Origin of the sequence: Chloroflexus sp., assembly GCF_034434295.1 — a bacterium.
Lineage (GTDB): Bacteria > Chloroflexota > Chloroflexia > Chloroflexales > Chloroflexaceae > Chloroflexus.
Map to the genome: position 1 here is coordinate 76,274 of NZ_DAOTZQ010000005.1, position 16,952 is coordinate 93,225.

Here is a 16,952-nt window from a genome sequence, read left to right on the forward strand (position 1 = left end):
TGCATGCCGAGCTGGAACGATCTCAATCTTGCCTGGAATACGCTGCGTGAAATAAATGTTGACGATATTCGGAAAGAGGCCGAGTCACCGCTGACTATCGTCTGTGTCGGCGCGACACGGGTCTGCCAGAGTATTGCAGCACGACTGGAATACGGTGAGCAGCGTTACGGTGCAGTCGGGCCATCTCCGATCCATCTGGCCAATCTGGCCACGATTGTGCCAGAAGAGGTACGGAACGTCGATCTCGTTATTATTGGTCTGGATCGGAATATTCGTTTGTCGGCCCGTGAGTTAACGGTGATTGAACAACTGGCCGCCCTGGCACTGCCTACGGTTGTGGTGGTATGGGGCACGGCACTACCCGCTGACGCCGGGCCGCTACATCCACGAGTTGCGCACGCCCGTTTGCTGGTTGTGCCTGATCCAGATAACCCGGATACCGACCGTCAATTAGCTGAAGCGATTCTCGAACGGCTACCGGCCTCTTTGCATCTGGCCGCTGCCCGGCGGTTGCCCGGTCTGCGTCCGGTAGTGGCAAAACAACTGATTAGCAGCGTCTCTTTTGCCAATGCCTCGTATGTGCTGGCAACCGCCTTACCATCACAAATTCCGCTGCTCAACATGCCGTTTGCTGCCGCCGACACCCTGATCCTGACTAAGAATCAGGCTATGCTGGTCTACCGGCTTGCGCTGGCATACGGCGCACCACCCGATATTCGCGAGCGCCTGTTCGAGGTACTACCGGTGATTGGGGGAGCGTTTATCTGGCGCCAACTGGCCCGAATGCTGGTGGGACTGATTCCGGTGTGGGGAGTAGCGCCTAAAGTGGCGATAGCGTATGCCGGAACCTACACAACCGGCACAGCCGCATGGCGCTGGTTTGCGGAAGGTGAAATTGTTGATCGCGAGCGCTTGCAGGAGATTGGGCGTGAGGCGATTCAGTTGGGGCGGGAACAGGCCGCGCTGTTGATGGCAAAAGCACGTGAAACCGGTAGCCAGCAGGTTGGACGCTGGAAACGATTCTGGCAACGATTACGGCAGATGTGGCGGCGCAAGTGAACGGGTCGGGGTAGAACCTGTTTCACAAAACATCTCCTGGAAGTTATCTCATTCATCACTGACAGACTCATCGTGATGAGCACACACCGCATCCCCGTGACCGGCAGGGTTAATGGCGTGATCCGCGCCAGATTGTGAGCACGGCTGCTGTGGCAGCGTGGTTGCCGCACTCTACACTCCGCGACACGGGTAACTCAGTCGGGAAATCATTTTGCGTGTGCCGCGGAAATGCCGTTCGCTGTGTCCGTGGTCACCACCGGCGTGATGGAGTGATTTCGCTCGTTCACCGCATCCCTTGTATAACAAGGTGAATGGGTTCAGGCACCGTCTGTAGGGGCGGGTTCTAAACCCGCCCCTACGTAACCCGCTCCTCCGAGATTATCCAGATGTCCCCACGTGTACTGAGAAGACAGATAGCTACGGATGCCCGCATATTCGGTGTCAAGCAGTGATGCCCGTATCACGCAAGGTCTGATATGCTACCCTGCTGGAAGCAGGCACGATGGGCAGGTGCAGGTGGCGAGCGCGCCGGAGGCGCGTGCTCCCAGGGGATGGCCCCCACCCTCACCCGTCCCCGCCGGGGGCGGGAACCAGCGGTACAGTATGGCGCCGCTGAGGGGCGCTGGTGCAGGTGGGGTGCGACGGAGGCGCGTGCTCCCAGGGGATGGCCCCCACCCTCACCCGCCCTCGCTGGGGGCGGGAACCAGCGGTACAGTATGGTGCCGCTGATGGGCGCTGGTTCATGCCCACCGATCAGGCGGAACCAATCATCAGGCAGCGGCGTCTCTGAGATGTAACGTTCAAATACCGTTTTACACAACTGAGGAGTTACAGCTATGGAAAACCGTCTTCTCTCGACTGTGCTGGCCCTGACGGCATTGATAGCGGTGCTGGCGCTGGCTGCGGTCAGCCTGTTTCGCCCGGCTCAGACTGCAACCGCGCAAACCGGTGTTGCCAATATGCCACAGATTGTCGTTATCGGCACCGGCGAAGTGAAGGTCGAGCCGGACATTGCATCTATTATGATTGGGGTCGAAACCTCTGCCCCAACCACGCAGGAAGCGCTGGCCCAGAACAGTGCGCAGGCACAGGCGATTATCGATCAGATTCGGCAATTGGGCATCGAGGAGCGCGATATTCAGACCACCGGGATCAACATCTATCCTGTGTACGATAACGAGGGGCGAAATATCACCGGCTACACCGTCAACAACACGGTGAATGTCACCGTGCGTAACATCGGCCAGGCCGGGAATCTGATTGATCGGGTGGTACAGGTCGGTGCCAATCGCGTCTACGGGATCAGTTTTGGGGTCAGCGATCCGGAGCGTGTGTTGGCCCAGGCCCGGGAAGCGGCAGTTGCCAATGCACGGGCACGTGCCGAGCAGATGGCACGCGCCAGCGGTACGTCTCTCGGTCGCGTGCTGTTCATCACCGAGAACATGGGTGCCAGCCCTCTCCCAATCCCGGTGATGACGCAGGCCAGGGCAGCAATGGACAGCATGGCGCCACCGGTGCAACCCGGCCAACAGACCTACAGCGCCTCGGTGCAGGTAACGTTTGAGTTGCGCTAAACATCGCAGCTCCAGATCAATCGAAGGTTAACCCCCCACCTCTGGCAGCGGGCCTGGCAGAGGTGGGGATTTTGTCAGGATGGTGTTACATATTCACGCAATCCTGACAACACACTGTTGCTACTTCTGGTATAATGAAAGTAACCCAACCATCGGCGCGGCGTTGTGGCCCTCTCCGCCCTGGAGCGGTGACACAACCCGCGCTGTTGCGTCTCTACACCGCAGAAACAGGCGAGCATCGTATGTCATTCCGGATCGAAGCGCCTTATCAGCCCACCGGCGACCAACCACGTGCCATTGAACAACTGGTGGCCGGCCTGCGTGCCGGTTACCGTCATCAAACCCTGCTCGGCGCCACTGGTACCGGTAAGACGTTTGTCATGGCGCATATCTTCGCGCAGATTCAGCGCCCAACCCTGGTTCTTGCCCATAACAAAACCCTTGTTTCTCAGCTTTGGGCTGAATTCCGCGAGTTTCTGCCTGATGCTGCGGTTGAGATGTTTATCTCGTACTACGATGAGTATACGCCCGAAGCCTACGTGCCCTCGAAAGACCTCTACATTGAAAAAGAGGCCAGCATTAACGAAGAGATTGATCGCTTGCGCCACACCGCAACCCAGGCCCTGCTCAGCCGGCGCGATGTGCTGATCGTGGCGTCGGTATCGGCGATCTTTGGTCTCGGTTCACCACACGACTACGGGCAAGAGAAGGTCACGCTGCGCGTTGGTGAGGTACGCAACCGCGATAAGCTCATGCGCCAGTTGATCGATTTGCAGTTCGAGCGCAAAGACATGGATTTTCAGCGCGGTACGTTTCGCGTACGCGGCGATACGCTCGATATTATCCCGGCCAACGCCGCAACCGCGATCCGGGTGGAGTTTTGGGGTGATGAGATTGAGCGGATTGTTGAGCTTGATCCGCTCACCGGCGAGGTGTTGTGCAAGCACGCGGTGGTTGAGATTTATCCGGCCAAACACTTCGTTACCACCAAAGAGAAGTTGCAGCTTGCGATTGACAGTATTCAAGACGAGCTGGCCGAACGGGTGCGCGAACTGGAGGCTGCCGGTAAATTGCTGGAAGCTCAACGACTGAAGCAACGCACCCTGTACGACATCGAGATGCTCAGTGAGGTGGGCTACTGTAGTGGCATTGAGAACTATTCCCGCCATCTCGATGGCCGGGCACCCGGCCAGACGCCCTGGACGCTGCTCGACTACTTTCCCGATGATTTTCTGATCTTTATCGACGAGAGCCACATTACAATCCCGCAGTTGCGCGGGATGTACAACGGTGACCGTCAGCGCAAGCAGACGCTGGTTGATTTTGGTTTTCGCCTGCCCTCAGCGCTCGATAATCGCCCGCTGCGCTTTGAAGAGTTCGAGCGGCATGTCTATCAGGTCATTTATGTCTCGGCGACCCCCGGCCCCTACGAACGTGAGACGAGCGAGCAGATTGTCGAGCAGATTATTCGGCCAACCGGCCTGCTCGACCCAGAGATCGAGGTGCGGCCAACTCGCGGCCAGATTGACGATCTACTCGGTGAGATTCGGCGGCGGGTGGAGCGTAAACAGCGTGTGTTGGTGACCACGCTGACCAAGCGCATGGCCGAAGATTTGGCCGACTACCTGAAAGAGATGGGGGTACGCACGATGTACCTCCACGCCGACATCGACACAATTGAGCGAGTGGAGATTTTGCGCGACCTGCGACTGGGGGTTTACGATGTGGTGGTGGGAATTAACCTGTTGCGCGAGGGGCTTGATCTGCCGGAAGTGAGCCTGGTGGCGATCCTGGACGCGGATAAAGAAGGGTACCTGCGCTCGGAGACCTCGCTGATCCAGATCATCGGGCGTGCGGCACGCCACATTGAAGGCAAAGTGATCATGTACGCCGATACGATCACCCGCTCGATGGAGGCGGCCATCCGCGAGACACAGCGCCGGCGCGATATTCAGATGGCCCACAACCTGCGCTACAACATCAAACCACAGGGGATTGCCAAGGGGGTACGAGATCTGACCGACCGTATTCGCAAGATGGCAGAAGAGCGTGGTGAGTATGTGGCAACGCCAACCACCGCCGTTCCGGTCGATCTACCTCGTGATGAAGTGCTGAAGTTAATCAAAGACCTGGAAAAGCAGATGAAGCAAGCCGCGAAAGAGCTGGCCTTCGAGAAGGCGGCTGCATTACGCGACCAGATCGTTGAGTTGCGCAAAACGATAGCACTAAGTGAGTGAGGCATGGCCGTTCAAGTCTGGATTGGCGAGAAACCGGAACACCCCCAGGAACGACGGGCAATCCTGGGGGTTGCCCAGGCACTCGAAAAACTGGAGGGCCTGTTTCTGATTCTGGCCAATTTCAGCGTCAATGGGCGCAACATCGATCTGGTGATCATCAAACACGATGCGATTGTCATCATCGAACTCAAGCACTGTGACGGGCGGGTCATCGGGAGTGTCAACGGCCCCTGGATCGTCGAAGGACGCAATGGCGAACAAAAACGGCTCAATCCCGGACGCAAAAATCCGTACAATCAGGTTATCTCCTACTTTCACGCGCTGACCAATTTTCTCAACGAGCATCGGCGGGAGTTCCTCTCGGAACAGAAGGCGAACGATGTTGACTTTCGCACCTGCAAGCGTCTGATTGTCATCGCGCCACGGATTGAAGAGGGTTCACAGCTCGATCTCGACTGGAAAGTGGAGGTGCGCGGGCTTGATGAGTTGCCCGCATATATGATCACCGAGCGCTCTTCAGAGATTGAGTTGACCGAAGAGGAGATGCTGGCAATCCCGAAACTCCTGCACTGCACGCCATGGACTGAACTCAACGAGGTGGTGCAGGAGGAGCGGGCAGTACCGGCATCCGCACCGGCACAGCCATGGCCCGTGCGGATCAGGCAGGCACTCCAGACTACGACCGGTCGGCTGGCAGCGGGATTTGCAGCATTAGCGCTCTTTCTGCTGCTCTTCTTGCTGTTCAGACCACCGGCTGCGATCCCACGCTCTGATGCACCGCTCACGCTGATCGCCGGTACACCTGCCGATAGCGCCATTCTGAGTTTCAACACGACCACGAGCTTTTGTCGCTGGAACACCTATCAACTGGTTGGCAAGCGCTGGGATAGCACCGAGCAGCGCTGGCAAAGCGTTGCGGTTGGCGAGGTGACCACCGGCACTGCGCCCGACATCATCGTAGCGTTAGAGCAGATCGATGCCTGCGGCGACCGGATTGAGCTGACCTGGAGCATCCAGAACAACACCACCCGCCCGGTGAGTCTCCCCCTCCGCCACGACAACATCAAAATCAGCGACGGTCTGGGCAACGACTACCCCCTGGCCGACAGCGACTCGCGCCCGGCCATCATCAGTGCCTCACCCGGTACCCGCCAACGCGGGATTGCCGTTGTACGCCGACCACTGGCCGCCAACGCCAGCACTCTGCGGATCAACCTGGTCGAACAACCCTTCGGCGAAGCCAGTTTCATCGTCGCGCTTCAGCCGTAGCGGGTGTTTGGTTGAATAGATACCCCACAGGTGCATCACCGTAAACGCCCTCGCCCCCGGCCCCGCTCCCGCTACGCGAGCGAGGGGGGCGCAGCGAGCGGCGCCAGGGTGTCCTGATGCCATAGACGGTGGGTTCGTGCTTATGTTTTGTCCGTTCCTCCCCTCAGTGGGAGAGCACGCATGTCACCACTCCCCCGCTCCTCTTCCACAGTGGGAGAGGAGCGGGGGCCAGGGGGGTGAGGTGAGGGAGCCGGAATTGCAGTGAACGCACACCACTATGGCACACGCCTGTCACTACTCCCCACTCCTCCAGCGGGGGGTGAGTGGGGGATCTCCCCTCAACGGGGGGAGTTACGAGGCACTACTCTACCTGAGCACACCAGCAAACCTCTGAACCCTCTCCCCTCTCGCCTCGCTTCTCCTTCCTCTCTTCTCACCCTCCTATCTCCTACTTCCTATCTTCTATCCCCTATCTCCCCCCAAACCACCAGCCTCCCCGGCAACTACCTCATACACTCTGCTCAGCTTGTGGTATTCTGATGCAAACAGGGTGAGAGGAGGTTGAGACATGCTAGAGCGCGTGGCGGTTCTGTATAACCCCTTGAGCGATGCTTCGATCAAACTATCACGTGAACTTGCCGATTGGCTTACCGAACGAGGCGTACATACGACGCGCGGCGTATCGCAAGAGTTTCGCGATCAGCCACATCTGGTAGCTGATTGCGACTTGATGATCGCGCTGGGTGGTGATGGTACCGTCTTGCGCGCAGCCCGCCTCTGCTTCCCACACAACATCCCGGTCTTGCCGGTGGCACTCGGACACCTCAGTTTTATGGCCGAAATCGGCCCTGATGAGGTGTATAGCGGTTGTGAACAGATTATGAACGGTGGTGGCTGGTTTGACGAACGTTCACTGGTGCGAGCACAGCTCTGGCGAGGCGGCCAGAAACTCAGCCAGCACACCGCACTGAATGAGGTCGTGATCTCGCGGAGTGACCTGAGCCGGATTGTGAATGTCCACGTTACCATCGATGATAGCCCGCTCACGACCTACCACGCCGATGGCGTGATCGTTGCCACCGCGACCGGTTCGACCGCCTATGCCCTGGCTGCCGGCGGCCCAATCGTTGATCCGCGTTCGCAGTCGTTAGTGCTGGTGCCAATTGCGGCGCATCTGACTAATATTCCGTCAATGGTTCTACACGAAGATGCTGTTGTGACTATGCAGCTTCGCTCTCGCCACCATGCGTTGCTTGCAGTTGATGGACGGGAAAATATCGACTTGATCGAAGGTGATGAGGTGGTTGTCCGTCGTAGCCCCCAGGTCTGCACCTTTGTCAGGCTCCGTCCAAGTAATCAGTTCTATACCCAACTGGTGGCTCGTCTACGACGTTCGTGAGCGCAGCAAGTCTGCGGTATGGCAATGGCAATCCGTTCATACACCTGTTATACACGAAGGGAACAAGCGTATGCTGGCCTACACAGGCGCAACTGTGAGTGGGCGGATTAACGCCTCACCCGAAGCTCTCTGGGAGCTGGTGAGTGATGTTGAGCGTCATCCGCAAATTGCCGGGAGTGGTGAAGTTCAGGCAGTGACGATTCGTGATGGCCGACCGCTCAGGGTAGGGGCCGTCTTCGAGTCACAGCAATTTATGCGTGGCATTCATTATGTGACGGCCAATCGAGTAGTGATTTGGGAGCCACCGTACCGCTTTGCCTGGCGGGTTGGCTTGCCGGGTGCACCCGGCATCGCCCAAATCTGGAGCTTTACGTTGCGACCGGAAGCGAACGGTACCCGTGTTACCAACGGTGTTGCGTTGATCTATGTGTTACCGACGTTCTTTCCGTTCTCGCTCATCCGCAAGAAGCTGGCCCAGGGTTATGCACATTCCATGCTACCTACGCTCGACAATCTGGCCCGAATGGTAAACGCGCCACCTCCAACTGATATACAGGTTATCAACGAGCCACCTGCCGATCTGACGGCAATGCTACCTCCGCTGATTGTGCCGGGGGCAACGATAGTAGCAGTGCTGCTGGCGGCGGTGGCCGGTGGGATGGCCATCTGGCGACGCTGGCGTCGCTCGTAAAGACTGGCGTGGGCTGTAAAAAATGAGGAGATAGTATGGAACGGTGAGGGTGGCGTACCGCTCGCACGCTACCCGTTACCTTAAGTTGGCCCGGTGTTTGCGAGAGAGGTTACCGGCGCGACTCTGTTGGTTCAGCGAAGCCCTGGAGGTGGAGGACGACACAGGTTGTTCTCCAGGTGTATGGCGGAGTATTCACTTATTAGAACCCAGGCTGCCACCTTATGTCACCATAAAGGCACGGCGGACACAGAGTATAGGCATAACCCGAGTTACCAGCTTGAGGCGTGTGTGACGTAGAACTTATTTCATAAAAAGCTGTAGTGTCGTGCGAACCGACCATCGATACCATATCCTGCGCTCAGGCTGCCGGTATGGCAGCGCGGCGGACTGACAACCATTGCCAGTAGCATCACTCGTTGGATAGCGTGCCTTACTCGCCTGGCATGCGTGTAGTGCAGGGTGTGGCGTGCGGCAGCGTAGCTGCCACACGCCAAACGATGCGCCACGGGCAATTCGCTCTGGCAACGGTGTTCTCGCCGAACCACGAGACCACACTGCGTGCGGAGCATGAACACTGGTTGTACGCTTCCGCGCTCAGGAGCGGCGGTAGGGTGAACGTTGGATCACGGGTTTTGAACGCTATGACACCAGATGTGACATTAAGCCCTCGCTTGCATGCGCCCACAAATCCTAGTCGCCCTTGAACCGGTGAGTAAGATTGGGCAGAGATCACTCCTTCAAATACCGATCAAACCACTCCAGAGTTCGTTGCATATGATCGGCGCGGTGGCGTGGTTCACCGCTGCGGGTCAGTTCATGGCCTTCGCGCGGGTAACGCACCAGTTCAACCACTTTCTTCTGGCGGCGGAGAATAGCGAAGAGCTGTTCGGCTTCGCTGATCGGTACCCGGTAATCAAGCTCGCTATGCAAGAGCAAGAGTGGCGTCTTGATCTTGTGCGCGTGAGCCAGTGGCGAATGATCCCACAGCTCCTCGTACAATTCCCAGGGAAAACCGCCAAATTCAATTTCAATCAGTTCATGGGCATCGCTGGTGCTGTGTTGGGTGAGAAGATTGTAGACCCCACGGGCTGCAACGGCACAGGCGAAACGATCATCGTGTCCGATTAGCCAGGCCGTCATATAGCCGCCATACGACCCACCGGTCACTCCAATCCGTTCGGGATCAATGTAGCCACGAGCAACCAGGGCATCAATCCCGGCCAGAATATCGGGTGCGTCGGCTTCGCCCCAGTTCCCCCGAATCGCATCACGCCAAAGTTCGCCATAGCCCTCACTACCGCGAGGATTGCAGAAGAAGATGACATAGCCACGGGCAGCCGCAACCTGCCACTCATGCCACATCGAACGGAAACCCGGACCCCACATGACGTGTGGGCCGCCGTGGATGTAGACTGCCAGCGGATAGCGTTGCGACGGATCGAAATCGGGTGGATGGAGCGTCCAACCCTGCACTTCACTACCATCGGGTGCAAAATAAGTTATTTCTTCAATCGGCACAATCAGGCGCTGGCTTAATAAGCGCTCGTTAATAGCGGTCAGACGCCGTTCTTGACCATCAGCGCTACGCACAAAGAGATCGCAGGGATTGTCAGCACTTCCGGCGATAAAGGCAATTGTGCCATCGCGCCCCACATCAAATTCACTGACGATCCGCGGCCCACCGACCAGCGTTGCGCCATTGCGATAGGTTGGTGTTCCCGGTAGCCCTATCTGGTAGACATGGGCATCACCGCGCCAGCCAGCACTGAACAACACCCCCTGGCTATCGGGTTGCCAGTGAAATTGTTCCACATTCAGATCGGTATGCGCTGTGAGATCGTGCGGTTCACCGCCGTTAGCCGGAATAATCGCAACCCGTTTTCCTTCACCGAGCAGGCGCGACTCGTTCAAGCGCAGAAACGCGATCTGCGTGCCATCGGGGGATGGGCGCGGATCAAAATAGGAAAAACCGCTACTGGTTAACGGGTGTGGCGACGAACCATCAAGTGGAACGCGCATCACATCATAATAGGCAAAAAGCGAGTCGGCTTCGGGATCGCGGGTTGCCGTGCTCAAGAGTGCATCACCTGTCGGCATCCAGACCGGCGCACTGTAGTGGATGTCACCGGAGGTCAGCCGGCGCGGGGTTGGTAGTGCCTCATCATCAGCGACTTCAACAAGGTAAATGTGGCGGCGACGATCATCAAAATAACTGGTACCACTGCGGTAGGGAAGTTTGGTAATCACCCGCGGATCTGTGCGCATTTCTTCTTCGTGCTGGCGCTGCTCGCGACTTCGCCGCGCCTCCCAGGCGTCGGCTGGTGGTGAAGGCGTTTCACCGGCATCTTCACGAGCCTGCTCTTCAGCATTTACCGGCGCCAGAAATGCGATATATCGTCCATCAGGACTCCATGCCGGATCACTCGCCCCGTTGGGATGCGAGGTCAACTGGCGGGCCTCACCACCATCAACCGGAATAACATAAATCTGACCTCGTTCATCGTCGCGGTTGGAGACAAATGCAATCCAGCGCCCATCAGGACTCCAGCGTGGCTGATGATCTTGTTTGCCGCGGGTGAAGCGACGTAATTGACTACCATCGGTAGCAACCAGCACAATGTGCCGCCGATAACTATTACCAATGCGATCCACCGTCACCCACACGACCGCCACATACCGTCCATCAGGACTGAGCCGGGGGTCTTCCAGCCAGCCTAATTCGTAGAGATCGTCAATGGTAAAGCGACCAGGGGGTTGGTTTGTCATAACTCGGCCCCATGAATTATCAAGCGGGTACACAGACCTTGCTATTGTAACACACTTCTCATTGATCAACGCTTAAGATTTTTGCTAGAAATCATAGAATAACATGATAAACCTTGACACTTTAGTAATGATCAATTATAATTCCACGATAGCAAGAGTAATTAAAGTAATTATTCAATGTTTCGCGTATAATCTGTTGGCATAGAACAGACTGATGATGAAAGGATTACACCAGTGAGCACGCCAGATCAAAAGACACCACTTGCAGTGCTCCTCTTCCACGCTGCCATGGAGCAGCATCTGTCGCTGGCTGATTTTGCTGAGAAACTCGATCTCAGCGTAGCAACCCTGCGTTCATACCTGTTCGAGGCCGGAAAACGCACACGAATTCGCAGCAAAACGCTTGAACAAATGGCAAACGTCCTGAATATGCCGGCCAGCGAAGTTCGCGAACGCGCTGAGCTATTGCCATACGCCGGACAGCCTTTTAGCGAGTGGTTGAAACACCAAATGCAGAGTCGGTTCACTCGCGCAGGTCTGTGTGCGGCAACGCGCATCAGCGATAGCGCCATGAAAAACTATCTGATGGGTCACACTACACCCGATCCCGACAATGCGATGCGTCTGGCCGAAGCCCTGGGGGCGAGTTCTCTGGAAGTTGCCTACCTGATCATCGCCACCGAATTACGTCAGCGCGGGGTGGAGTTGCCATCGGCACCACTACCGGTGGTTGAAACCGCTGCGGTCGCCATGGCGCAGCCTGAAATGAAGGCTGAACCTGCTACTGCACCATCTGAAACCGTATCATCGCCAGCAGTGGATGGGATGGGCAGTGAGACGATTGTCAATGCGTACACCGAACAGCGCTTACTGAATCTGTGGCGACGCCTGCATCCCCAGGGCCGCCGGGCCACGCTCACTTACATCGCCTCGCTGCTGGCGGAGGAGTTGCTGTAGCACGTAGTACCAGCCAGTGAACGATACCGAATGCGACGGGTCATTGTCAAACGATGTATCCCCGTCGCATTTGTGTTGTTTCAGTGTTGTTGGTTGGGCATGAGCACAACACGACCCGTGCACAATCTCCCCTGGCTATCCGGTAGTAGCGACACATATATGCTCTTGTTCAGCAGTAAATGAAGAGTGCGGGAGCATAGCTTCCGCACTCACTCTAACGTATGAGCTTTTCGGCAGTGGATCACTCCACACCAGGCCGGGTTTATTGCTGGACGGGCAGATCAACAACTTCAATGTTCTCCAAACCGCCGTAAATCGTCCACCAGGGCTTCGCCCCTTTCGCCAGGGTCTCATTTAACGCAGTAATATTGGCAACCCCGCGATCTTCCAGCCATGCTTCGAGCGCACCTAAGCCCTGCTGGGCATAGACCGGGATGCCATCCTGCCAGGTAGCCCGACCACACAACACCCCCGCGAAAGGTGTCCCGGCCTCAGCAGCCAGCTCAAGCGTCTCGCGGAAGACCTCGTCGGAAACGCCGGCACTGAGATAGATAAACGGCTTGCGCACTGCATCGGCAGCCTGACGGAAAAACTCTTTAGCCTCTTCGCGGCTATACGCCTTCTGGCCACTGAACACGCGCATCCCTTCGACAAACTTGACATTCACCGGCACTTCGACCTTCAACACATCAACCCCATAGCGCGGCTTTGAGAACTCGGCCATATAGGCGGTCACGTACTTCGGCTTCACCAGGGCAAACTCGAAGCTCTTCTCATCGCCCACGGCATCATCATACGCAATTGGCTCAAGGAAGAAAGGAATATCATTGGCCGCACACTCTGCGCCAACCCGCTCGATAAAGGCATGCTTAACTTCATTAATCGCAGCGTCGTCGAAGGGGTTGTAGTAGAGCAGAATCTTGATCGCGTCGGCGCCAGCTTCTTTCAAGCGCCGCACACTCCAGACATCGAGCAGGTCGGGCAGCCGGCCACGCACCGAGGCATCATAACCGGTCTTCTCATAGGCCAGCAACACACCGGTACCAGGGGCACGCTGGGCAATGGCGGGCAAACCGTACTCCGGATCCATCAAAATGGCACTGGCATAGCGAGTCAAAATGCGGGTCACAGCCGTTTTAAATGCCGTCAAATCTTCATTGGTTGCCTCAGCGCCGCGAGCTTTCGCAATCGCCTTCTTCAACGAACCCCGCTGATCCATCGCTGCGGCAGCAATGATGCCATTGGCATCTGCGCAAGCCTGGATTCCGTTAAATTTGCCTCGCGTCATCTGTACTTTAGCCATGCGTCAACTCCTTAGCTCAAACAATCGGGCAGCAACCGGTAGCAGATGTCAGGTGTTTATAATTCCCGGTGCGGAACGACAGCGATACCATGATGAGTTATCAAAGCGCTAACACCCCTATTATACCCGATCCACTTCCAATGCCGTTAAAATATGGTACAATCGATGTGTGTTCCCCAAACAATGACGGGATATTTGATACGGGGAGGCTATATGAAGCGGATTATTGGTGGATTCGCCTTTCTCCTGGGGTTGATCATTGGTCTCATCGGAGGAGCAGCTCTGCTCGCTTACGCATATCAGGCAGCCGGGTTGTATCCACCCGACGATGCCACGATCAAATTTATCGCCCGTGAGCGAGGCTGGCTGCGTGATGATGTGTAAGGCTGGTCGTTAATGCGGTGAAGACTGCTACCTTCACCGCAAGGTCATCGCAAAGCGAGAGGGATCACTTCCACCCGAATGGTGGCATGCGCACAAGGAGGTGCAATTTGGACAAGATTTGGTTGTCGTACTACGAGCCGGGTGTTCCGCCTACGCTGACGTATCCTGAGATTACGCTCAGCGATATGTTGAGCAACAGTGCCAGAACGTATGCCGACCACACCGCAACCAATTTCGTCTTGCGCTACTTGCTCGGTGGTCGCTTCACGGTTGGCGGGAAGCTCACCTATCGACAGTTGAACGAAAAAGTTGATCGGATGGCAACGGCACTCTACCAGCTTGGGGTACGCAAAGGGGATCGGGTGGCGGTGATGTTGCCCAACTCGCCACATTACATTATTACCTTCTTTGCCTGTATGCGGTTGGGGGCCATCGTTGTCAATACCAACCCGACGTACACCGGGCGTGAGTTGCAGCATCAGTTGCACGATTCGGGTGCCGAGACGATTGTGTTACTCAATATCTTCTGGCCCCGTCTGCGCGAAGTGCGTGCCGAAACGCCGGTAAAGCGGGTGATTGTGGCCCATATCTTCGATACCCTGGGCTTTCCATCCAATTTGCTGGTGAAAAGTGCGCAAAGGAAGACGCCGGAGTGGGTTGATGTGATGCCAGAGCAGGATATCTTCTTCTTCCAACACCTGCTTGAGAAGTATGGCCCAACCCCACCGCGGGTCAGTATAACCCCTGATGATATTGCCCTCTTCCAATACACCGGTGGTACTACCGGCCTGCCCAAAGCGGCGATGTTGACCCATCGCAATCTGATAGCCAATACGGTGCAGGTGGCAGCCTGGTTGACGCGCGGCGAACCCGGTGGCGAGAAGATGATGGCCGCCATCCCCTTCTTCCACGTGTACGGGATGACGGTAGCGATGATGTATAGCATTCATATCGGTGCCGAGATTGTGATTGTACCCAGCCCACGCCCGATTGACAATGTGATGAATGTGATCCAACGCGAACGCTGCACACTCTTTCCCGGGGTGCCGGCAATGTATATCGGCATTGTCAACCACCCCAAGGTGAATGAATACAATCTGCGCAGCGTGAAGGCATGTATCAGCGGCTCGGCTCCGCTGCCGATGGAGGTGCAGGAGAAGTTCGGTCAGTTGACCGGTGGTCGCCTCGTCGAAGGGTTTGGGATGACTGAGGCCAGCCCGGTGACCCACTGCAATCCAGTCTTTGGTGAGCGGCGTGCCGGTAGCATCGGTATTCCGATTCCGGATACTGAGGCAAAGGTGATCAATCTCGATACCGGTCAGGAGATTGAACCAGGCAGCGACGAGACGGGCGAGCTATGCGTGCGTGGGCCACAGGTAATGAAGGGGTACTGGCAGCGCCCCGAAGAGACTGCGCAGACCATCGATGCCGATGGCTGGCTGCACACTGGCGATATTGCCCGTGTTGACAAGGATGGCTACTTCTACATCGTTGACCGTAAGAAGGATATGATCAACGTTGGTGGTCTCAAGGTGCTGCCCCGCGATGTCGAGGAAGTCCTCTTCATGCACCCCAAGGTGATGGAGGCCGTCGTTGTTGGTATTCCGCATCCACAGCGTGGTGATGATACAGTGAAGGCCTTTATCGTGCCGAAACCGGGTGAAAATCCCACGGTTGAAGAGATCAAGGAGTTCTGCAAGCTACACCTCGCACCATATAAGGTGCCACGCGAGGTGGAGTTCCGCAGCGAATTGCCGAAGACGCTGGTCGGTAAGGTGCTGCGCCGGGTGCTGGTTGAAGAAGAGAAGGCAAAGCAGAAGGCGGCAATGGCAACCGCGTAGTGTCGAGGCGCGTTGGTAGCGAGCCACCTTTTGCACGTCGTTGCGGCTTTTCGCCAGGGGCAGGTTCTCGACCTGCCCCTGGCGGTGTTCATTGGGTAGCGAGTTTACGCTTGCCCGCTTTGCTAACAGTTTCCCGCTTCCTGCCTGCTATGCTAGCTCTTGCTCAACGTAAGCAACGGAAGATTGACACGGCAACTCATCCCACGTTCGCCCGTCGAGCAGGCGGCCGGTGCGTTTCTTCACCGGACCGCCCCATTGCTTGAAGAAGAACGGCACGCCGGCCCGGATACACTGATCGCGAATGTCGCGCACCCACTCGGCCTGCATCGGACGGGCGCGTGGTCCCGACTCGCCGCCAACAATCACCCAGTCAATGCCGGCCAGATTCAGGTCTGGTAGTGGTCCGAGCAGTGGTTCGAGCGAGAGAAATTTGATGCAGGCGTTCGTCTGACGCAGGTGATCAATGCGGGAGGTGTACATGGCATGCTCAACACTCACCCCCATCCAGACATTCGCCGGCCAGTCAATCAATGGTGCAAGTTCGCTCAGTCGTTCGGCCCGTTTGGTTAAGACCTGGAACTGATGCCAGGATGCGCGCCGCATAACCTCGAACACCTGTTGGATGAATGCGAGAGGGACATCCTGGTGGAAGAGATCGCTCATCGAGTTGACGAAGATCATGCGTGGTTTTTTCCAGGTGAGCGGTTCTTCCAGCACGTCAGGATGGAGCGTGAGCGTGAAGCCGTTCCGATATTTCTCAACCCCCATCGCCCGCAGACGCAACGCCATCCGTTCGGCGTAGCAATGTTTGCAGCCGGGACTGATTTTGGTGCAGCCGGTGAGCGGTTTCCAGGTGGATTCGGTCCATTCGATCTTGGAAGTGGCCATGGTTGTACTCCAATGGCGATGAAAATTAGGATATTTGTTCTATCTTACCTTGAAATTGTTGGTCTGACAAGAGGATGTTGCGGAGGGGGTGTCTTGTAGAACTTATTCCATAAAGCTGTGCCGTCGTGCCACCAGATTGTCGGACAGACTCATGAACGCCTGCCAATCATCAAAGACAGTATATCCTGCTCCCAACTTGCCGATATGGCGGGGATCAGTGCTGGCGACCATTCTACAGTGCCATCACCCGCTGGATTGGTCGCCTTGCCCGCTCGTTATCCACGTGTCGCGACGTTTGGAGTGCGGCAGCATGGCTGCCGCAGCAGCCGTACATACGATCCGGCGCGTAGCACGTCGTCGACCTTGCCGGTCACGGGGATGCTGGAGCTGCTCGTTATGAGTGTAGAGTCTGTTAGAAATGAATTGAGATAGCTTCTGGTAGATGTTTTTTGAAATAAGTTCTAACATCAAATCTGAACAACACAATGTATGACACGTGATCCACGACGTACCCTTTCGATACCCGCTCATGCGTCGCATCCCTGCGTATAGTAAAGTGAACCGGCACGGGCACCGTCCATAGG

12 protein-coding genes are annotated in these 16,952 nt (G+C 56.6%); 9 read left to right on the forward strand and 3 right to left on the reverse strand.

All coding sequences use genetic code 11. From position 1 onward, the window contains the following. The first annotated feature begins 3 nt into the window (after window positions 1–3). From VAE57_RS01440 to VAE57_RS01465, 6 genes are all read left to right on the forward strand, one after another. Window positions 4–1,059, forward strand: a complete 1,056-nt coding sequence (locus VAE57_RS01440; protein ID WP_322820135.1) for a hypothetical protein — start codon at window positions 4–6, stop codon at window positions 1,057–1,059. An 836-nt stretch (window positions 1,060–1,895) separates the two neighbouring features. Then, window positions 1,896–2,633: an SIMPL domain-containing protein gene (locus VAE57_RS01445; RefSeq protein WP_322820136.1), complete on the forward strand. Its 738-nt coding sequence runs from the start codon at window positions 1,896–1,898 to the stop codon at window positions 2,631–2,633. Between the two features lie 242 nt (window positions 2,634–2,875). After that, the gene (gene uvrB, locus VAE57_RS01450; RefSeq protein ID WP_322820137.1) at window positions 2,876–4,870 is read left to right on the forward strand and encodes an excinuclease ABC subunit UvrB; all 1,995 of its coding nucleotides are present in this window, start codon (window positions 2,876–2,878) and stop codon (window positions 4,868–4,870) included. A gap of 3 nt (window positions 4,871–4,873) precedes the next feature. After that, complete coding sequence (locus VAE57_RS01455) at window positions 4,874–6,139, forward strand: nuclease-related domain-containing protein (protein ID WP_322820138.1); 1,266 nt, start codon at window positions 4,874–4,876, stop codon at window positions 6,137–6,139. A 568-nt stretch (window positions 6,140–6,707) separates the two neighbouring features. After that, the gene (locus VAE57_RS01460; protein ID WP_322820139.1) at window positions 6,708–7,538 is read left to right on the forward strand and encodes an NAD(+)/NADH kinase; all 831 of its coding nucleotides are present in this window, start codon (window positions 6,708–6,710) and stop codon (window positions 7,536–7,538) included. Between the two features lie 70 nt (window positions 7,539–7,608). Next, complete coding sequence (locus VAE57_RS01465) at window positions 7,609–8,229, forward strand: SRPBCC family protein (protein ID WP_322820140.1); 621 nt, start codon at window positions 7,609–7,611, stop codon at window positions 8,227–8,229. 729 nt (window positions 8,230–8,958) lie between these two features. Here VAE57_RS01465 and VAE57_RS01470 read toward each other — a convergent pair. Next, a complete protein-coding gene (locus tag VAE57_RS01470) occupies window positions 8,959–10,995 on the reverse strand; it encodes a S9 family peptidase (protein ID WP_322820141.1) in 2,037 nt (678 codons plus the stop codon). Between the two features lie 234 nt (window positions 10,996–11,229). Here VAE57_RS01470 and VAE57_RS01475 point away from each other — a divergent pair, with 234 nt between their 5' ends. Next, entirely contained in the window at window positions 11,230–11,952 is a 723-nt protein-coding gene (locus VAE57_RS01475; protein ID WP_322820142.1) for a helix-turn-helix transcriptional regulator, read from the forward strand. 262 nt (window positions 11,953–12,214) lie between these two features. Here the strand turns inward: VAE57_RS01475 and VAE57_RS01480 are convergent, their stop codons facing one another. Then, window positions 12,215–13,255, reverse strand: coding sequence for a tagatose 1,6-diphosphate aldolase (locus VAE57_RS01480; protein WP_322820143.1), 1,041 nt, complete (start codon window positions 13,253–13,255; stop codon window positions 12,215–12,217). Between the two features lie 213 nt (window positions 13,256–13,468). Here VAE57_RS01480 and VAE57_RS01485 point away from each other — a divergent pair, with 213 nt between their 5' ends. Next, entirely contained in the window at window positions 13,469–13,639 is a 171-nt protein-coding gene (locus VAE57_RS01485) for a hypothetical protein (RefSeq protein ID WP_012256959.1), read from the forward strand. Between the two features lie 107 nt (window positions 13,640–13,746). Next, window positions 13,747–15,480 carry a long-chain fatty acid--CoA ligase gene (locus VAE57_RS01490; RefSeq protein WP_322820144.1) on the forward strand — a complete coding sequence of 578 codons (1,734 nt, stop codon included), beginning with the start codon at window positions 13,747–13,749 and terminating at the stop codon, window positions 15,478–15,480. Window positions 15,481–15,627: 147 nt separating this feature from the next. Here the strand turns inward: VAE57_RS01490 and VAE57_RS01495 are convergent, their stop codons facing one another. Next, on the reverse strand, window positions 15,628–16,368 hold the full coding sequence (locus VAE57_RS01495; RefSeq protein ID WP_322820145.1) for a phage Gp37/Gp68 family protein: 741 nt from the start codon (window positions 16,366–16,368) through the stop codon (window positions 15,628–15,630). Window positions 16,369–16,952: the final 584 nt, after the last annotated feature.

Bases quoted from the DNA above. Each gene is read 5' to 3' on its own strand.
- VAE57_RS01455 (WP_322820138.1), top strand. From the start codon at position 4,874: ATGGCCGTTCAAGTCTGGATTGGCGAGAAACCGGAACACCCCCAGGAA.
- VAE57_RS01460 (WP_322820139.1), top strand. From the start codon at position 6,708: ATGCTAGAGCGCGTGGCGGTTCTGTATAACCCCTTGAGCGATGCTTCG.
- uvrB (WP_322820137.1), top strand. From the start codon at position 2,876: ATGTCATTCCGGATCGAAGCGCCTTATCAGCCCACCGGCGACCAACCA.
- VAE57_RS01470 (WP_322820141.1), bottom strand. From the start codon at position 10,995: ATGACAAACCAACCCCCTGGTCGCTTTACCATTGACGATCTCTACGAA.
- VAE57_RS01480 (WP_322820143.1), bottom strand. From the start codon at position 13,255: ATGGCTAAAGTACAGATGACGCGAGGCAAATTTAACGGAATCCAGGCT.
- VAE57_RS01440 (WP_322820135.1), top strand. From the start codon at position 4: ATGCCGAGCTGGAACGATCTCAATCTTGCCTGGAATACGCTGCGTGAA.
- VAE57_RS01495 (WP_322820145.1), bottom strand. From the start codon at position 16,368: ATGGCCACTTCCAAGATCGAATGGACCGAATCCACCTGGAAACCGCTC.
- VAE57_RS01485 (WP_012256959.1), top strand. From the start codon at position 13,469: ATGAAGCGGATTATTGGTGGATTCGCCTTTCTCCTGGGGTTGATCATT.
- VAE57_RS01445 (WP_322820136.1), top strand. From the start codon at position 1,896: ATGGAAAACCGTCTTCTCTCGACTGTGCTGGCCCTGACGGCATTGATA.
- VAE57_RS01465 (WP_322820140.1), top strand. From the start codon at position 7,609: ATGCTGGCCTACACAGGCGCAACTGTGAGTGGGCGGATTAACGCCTCA.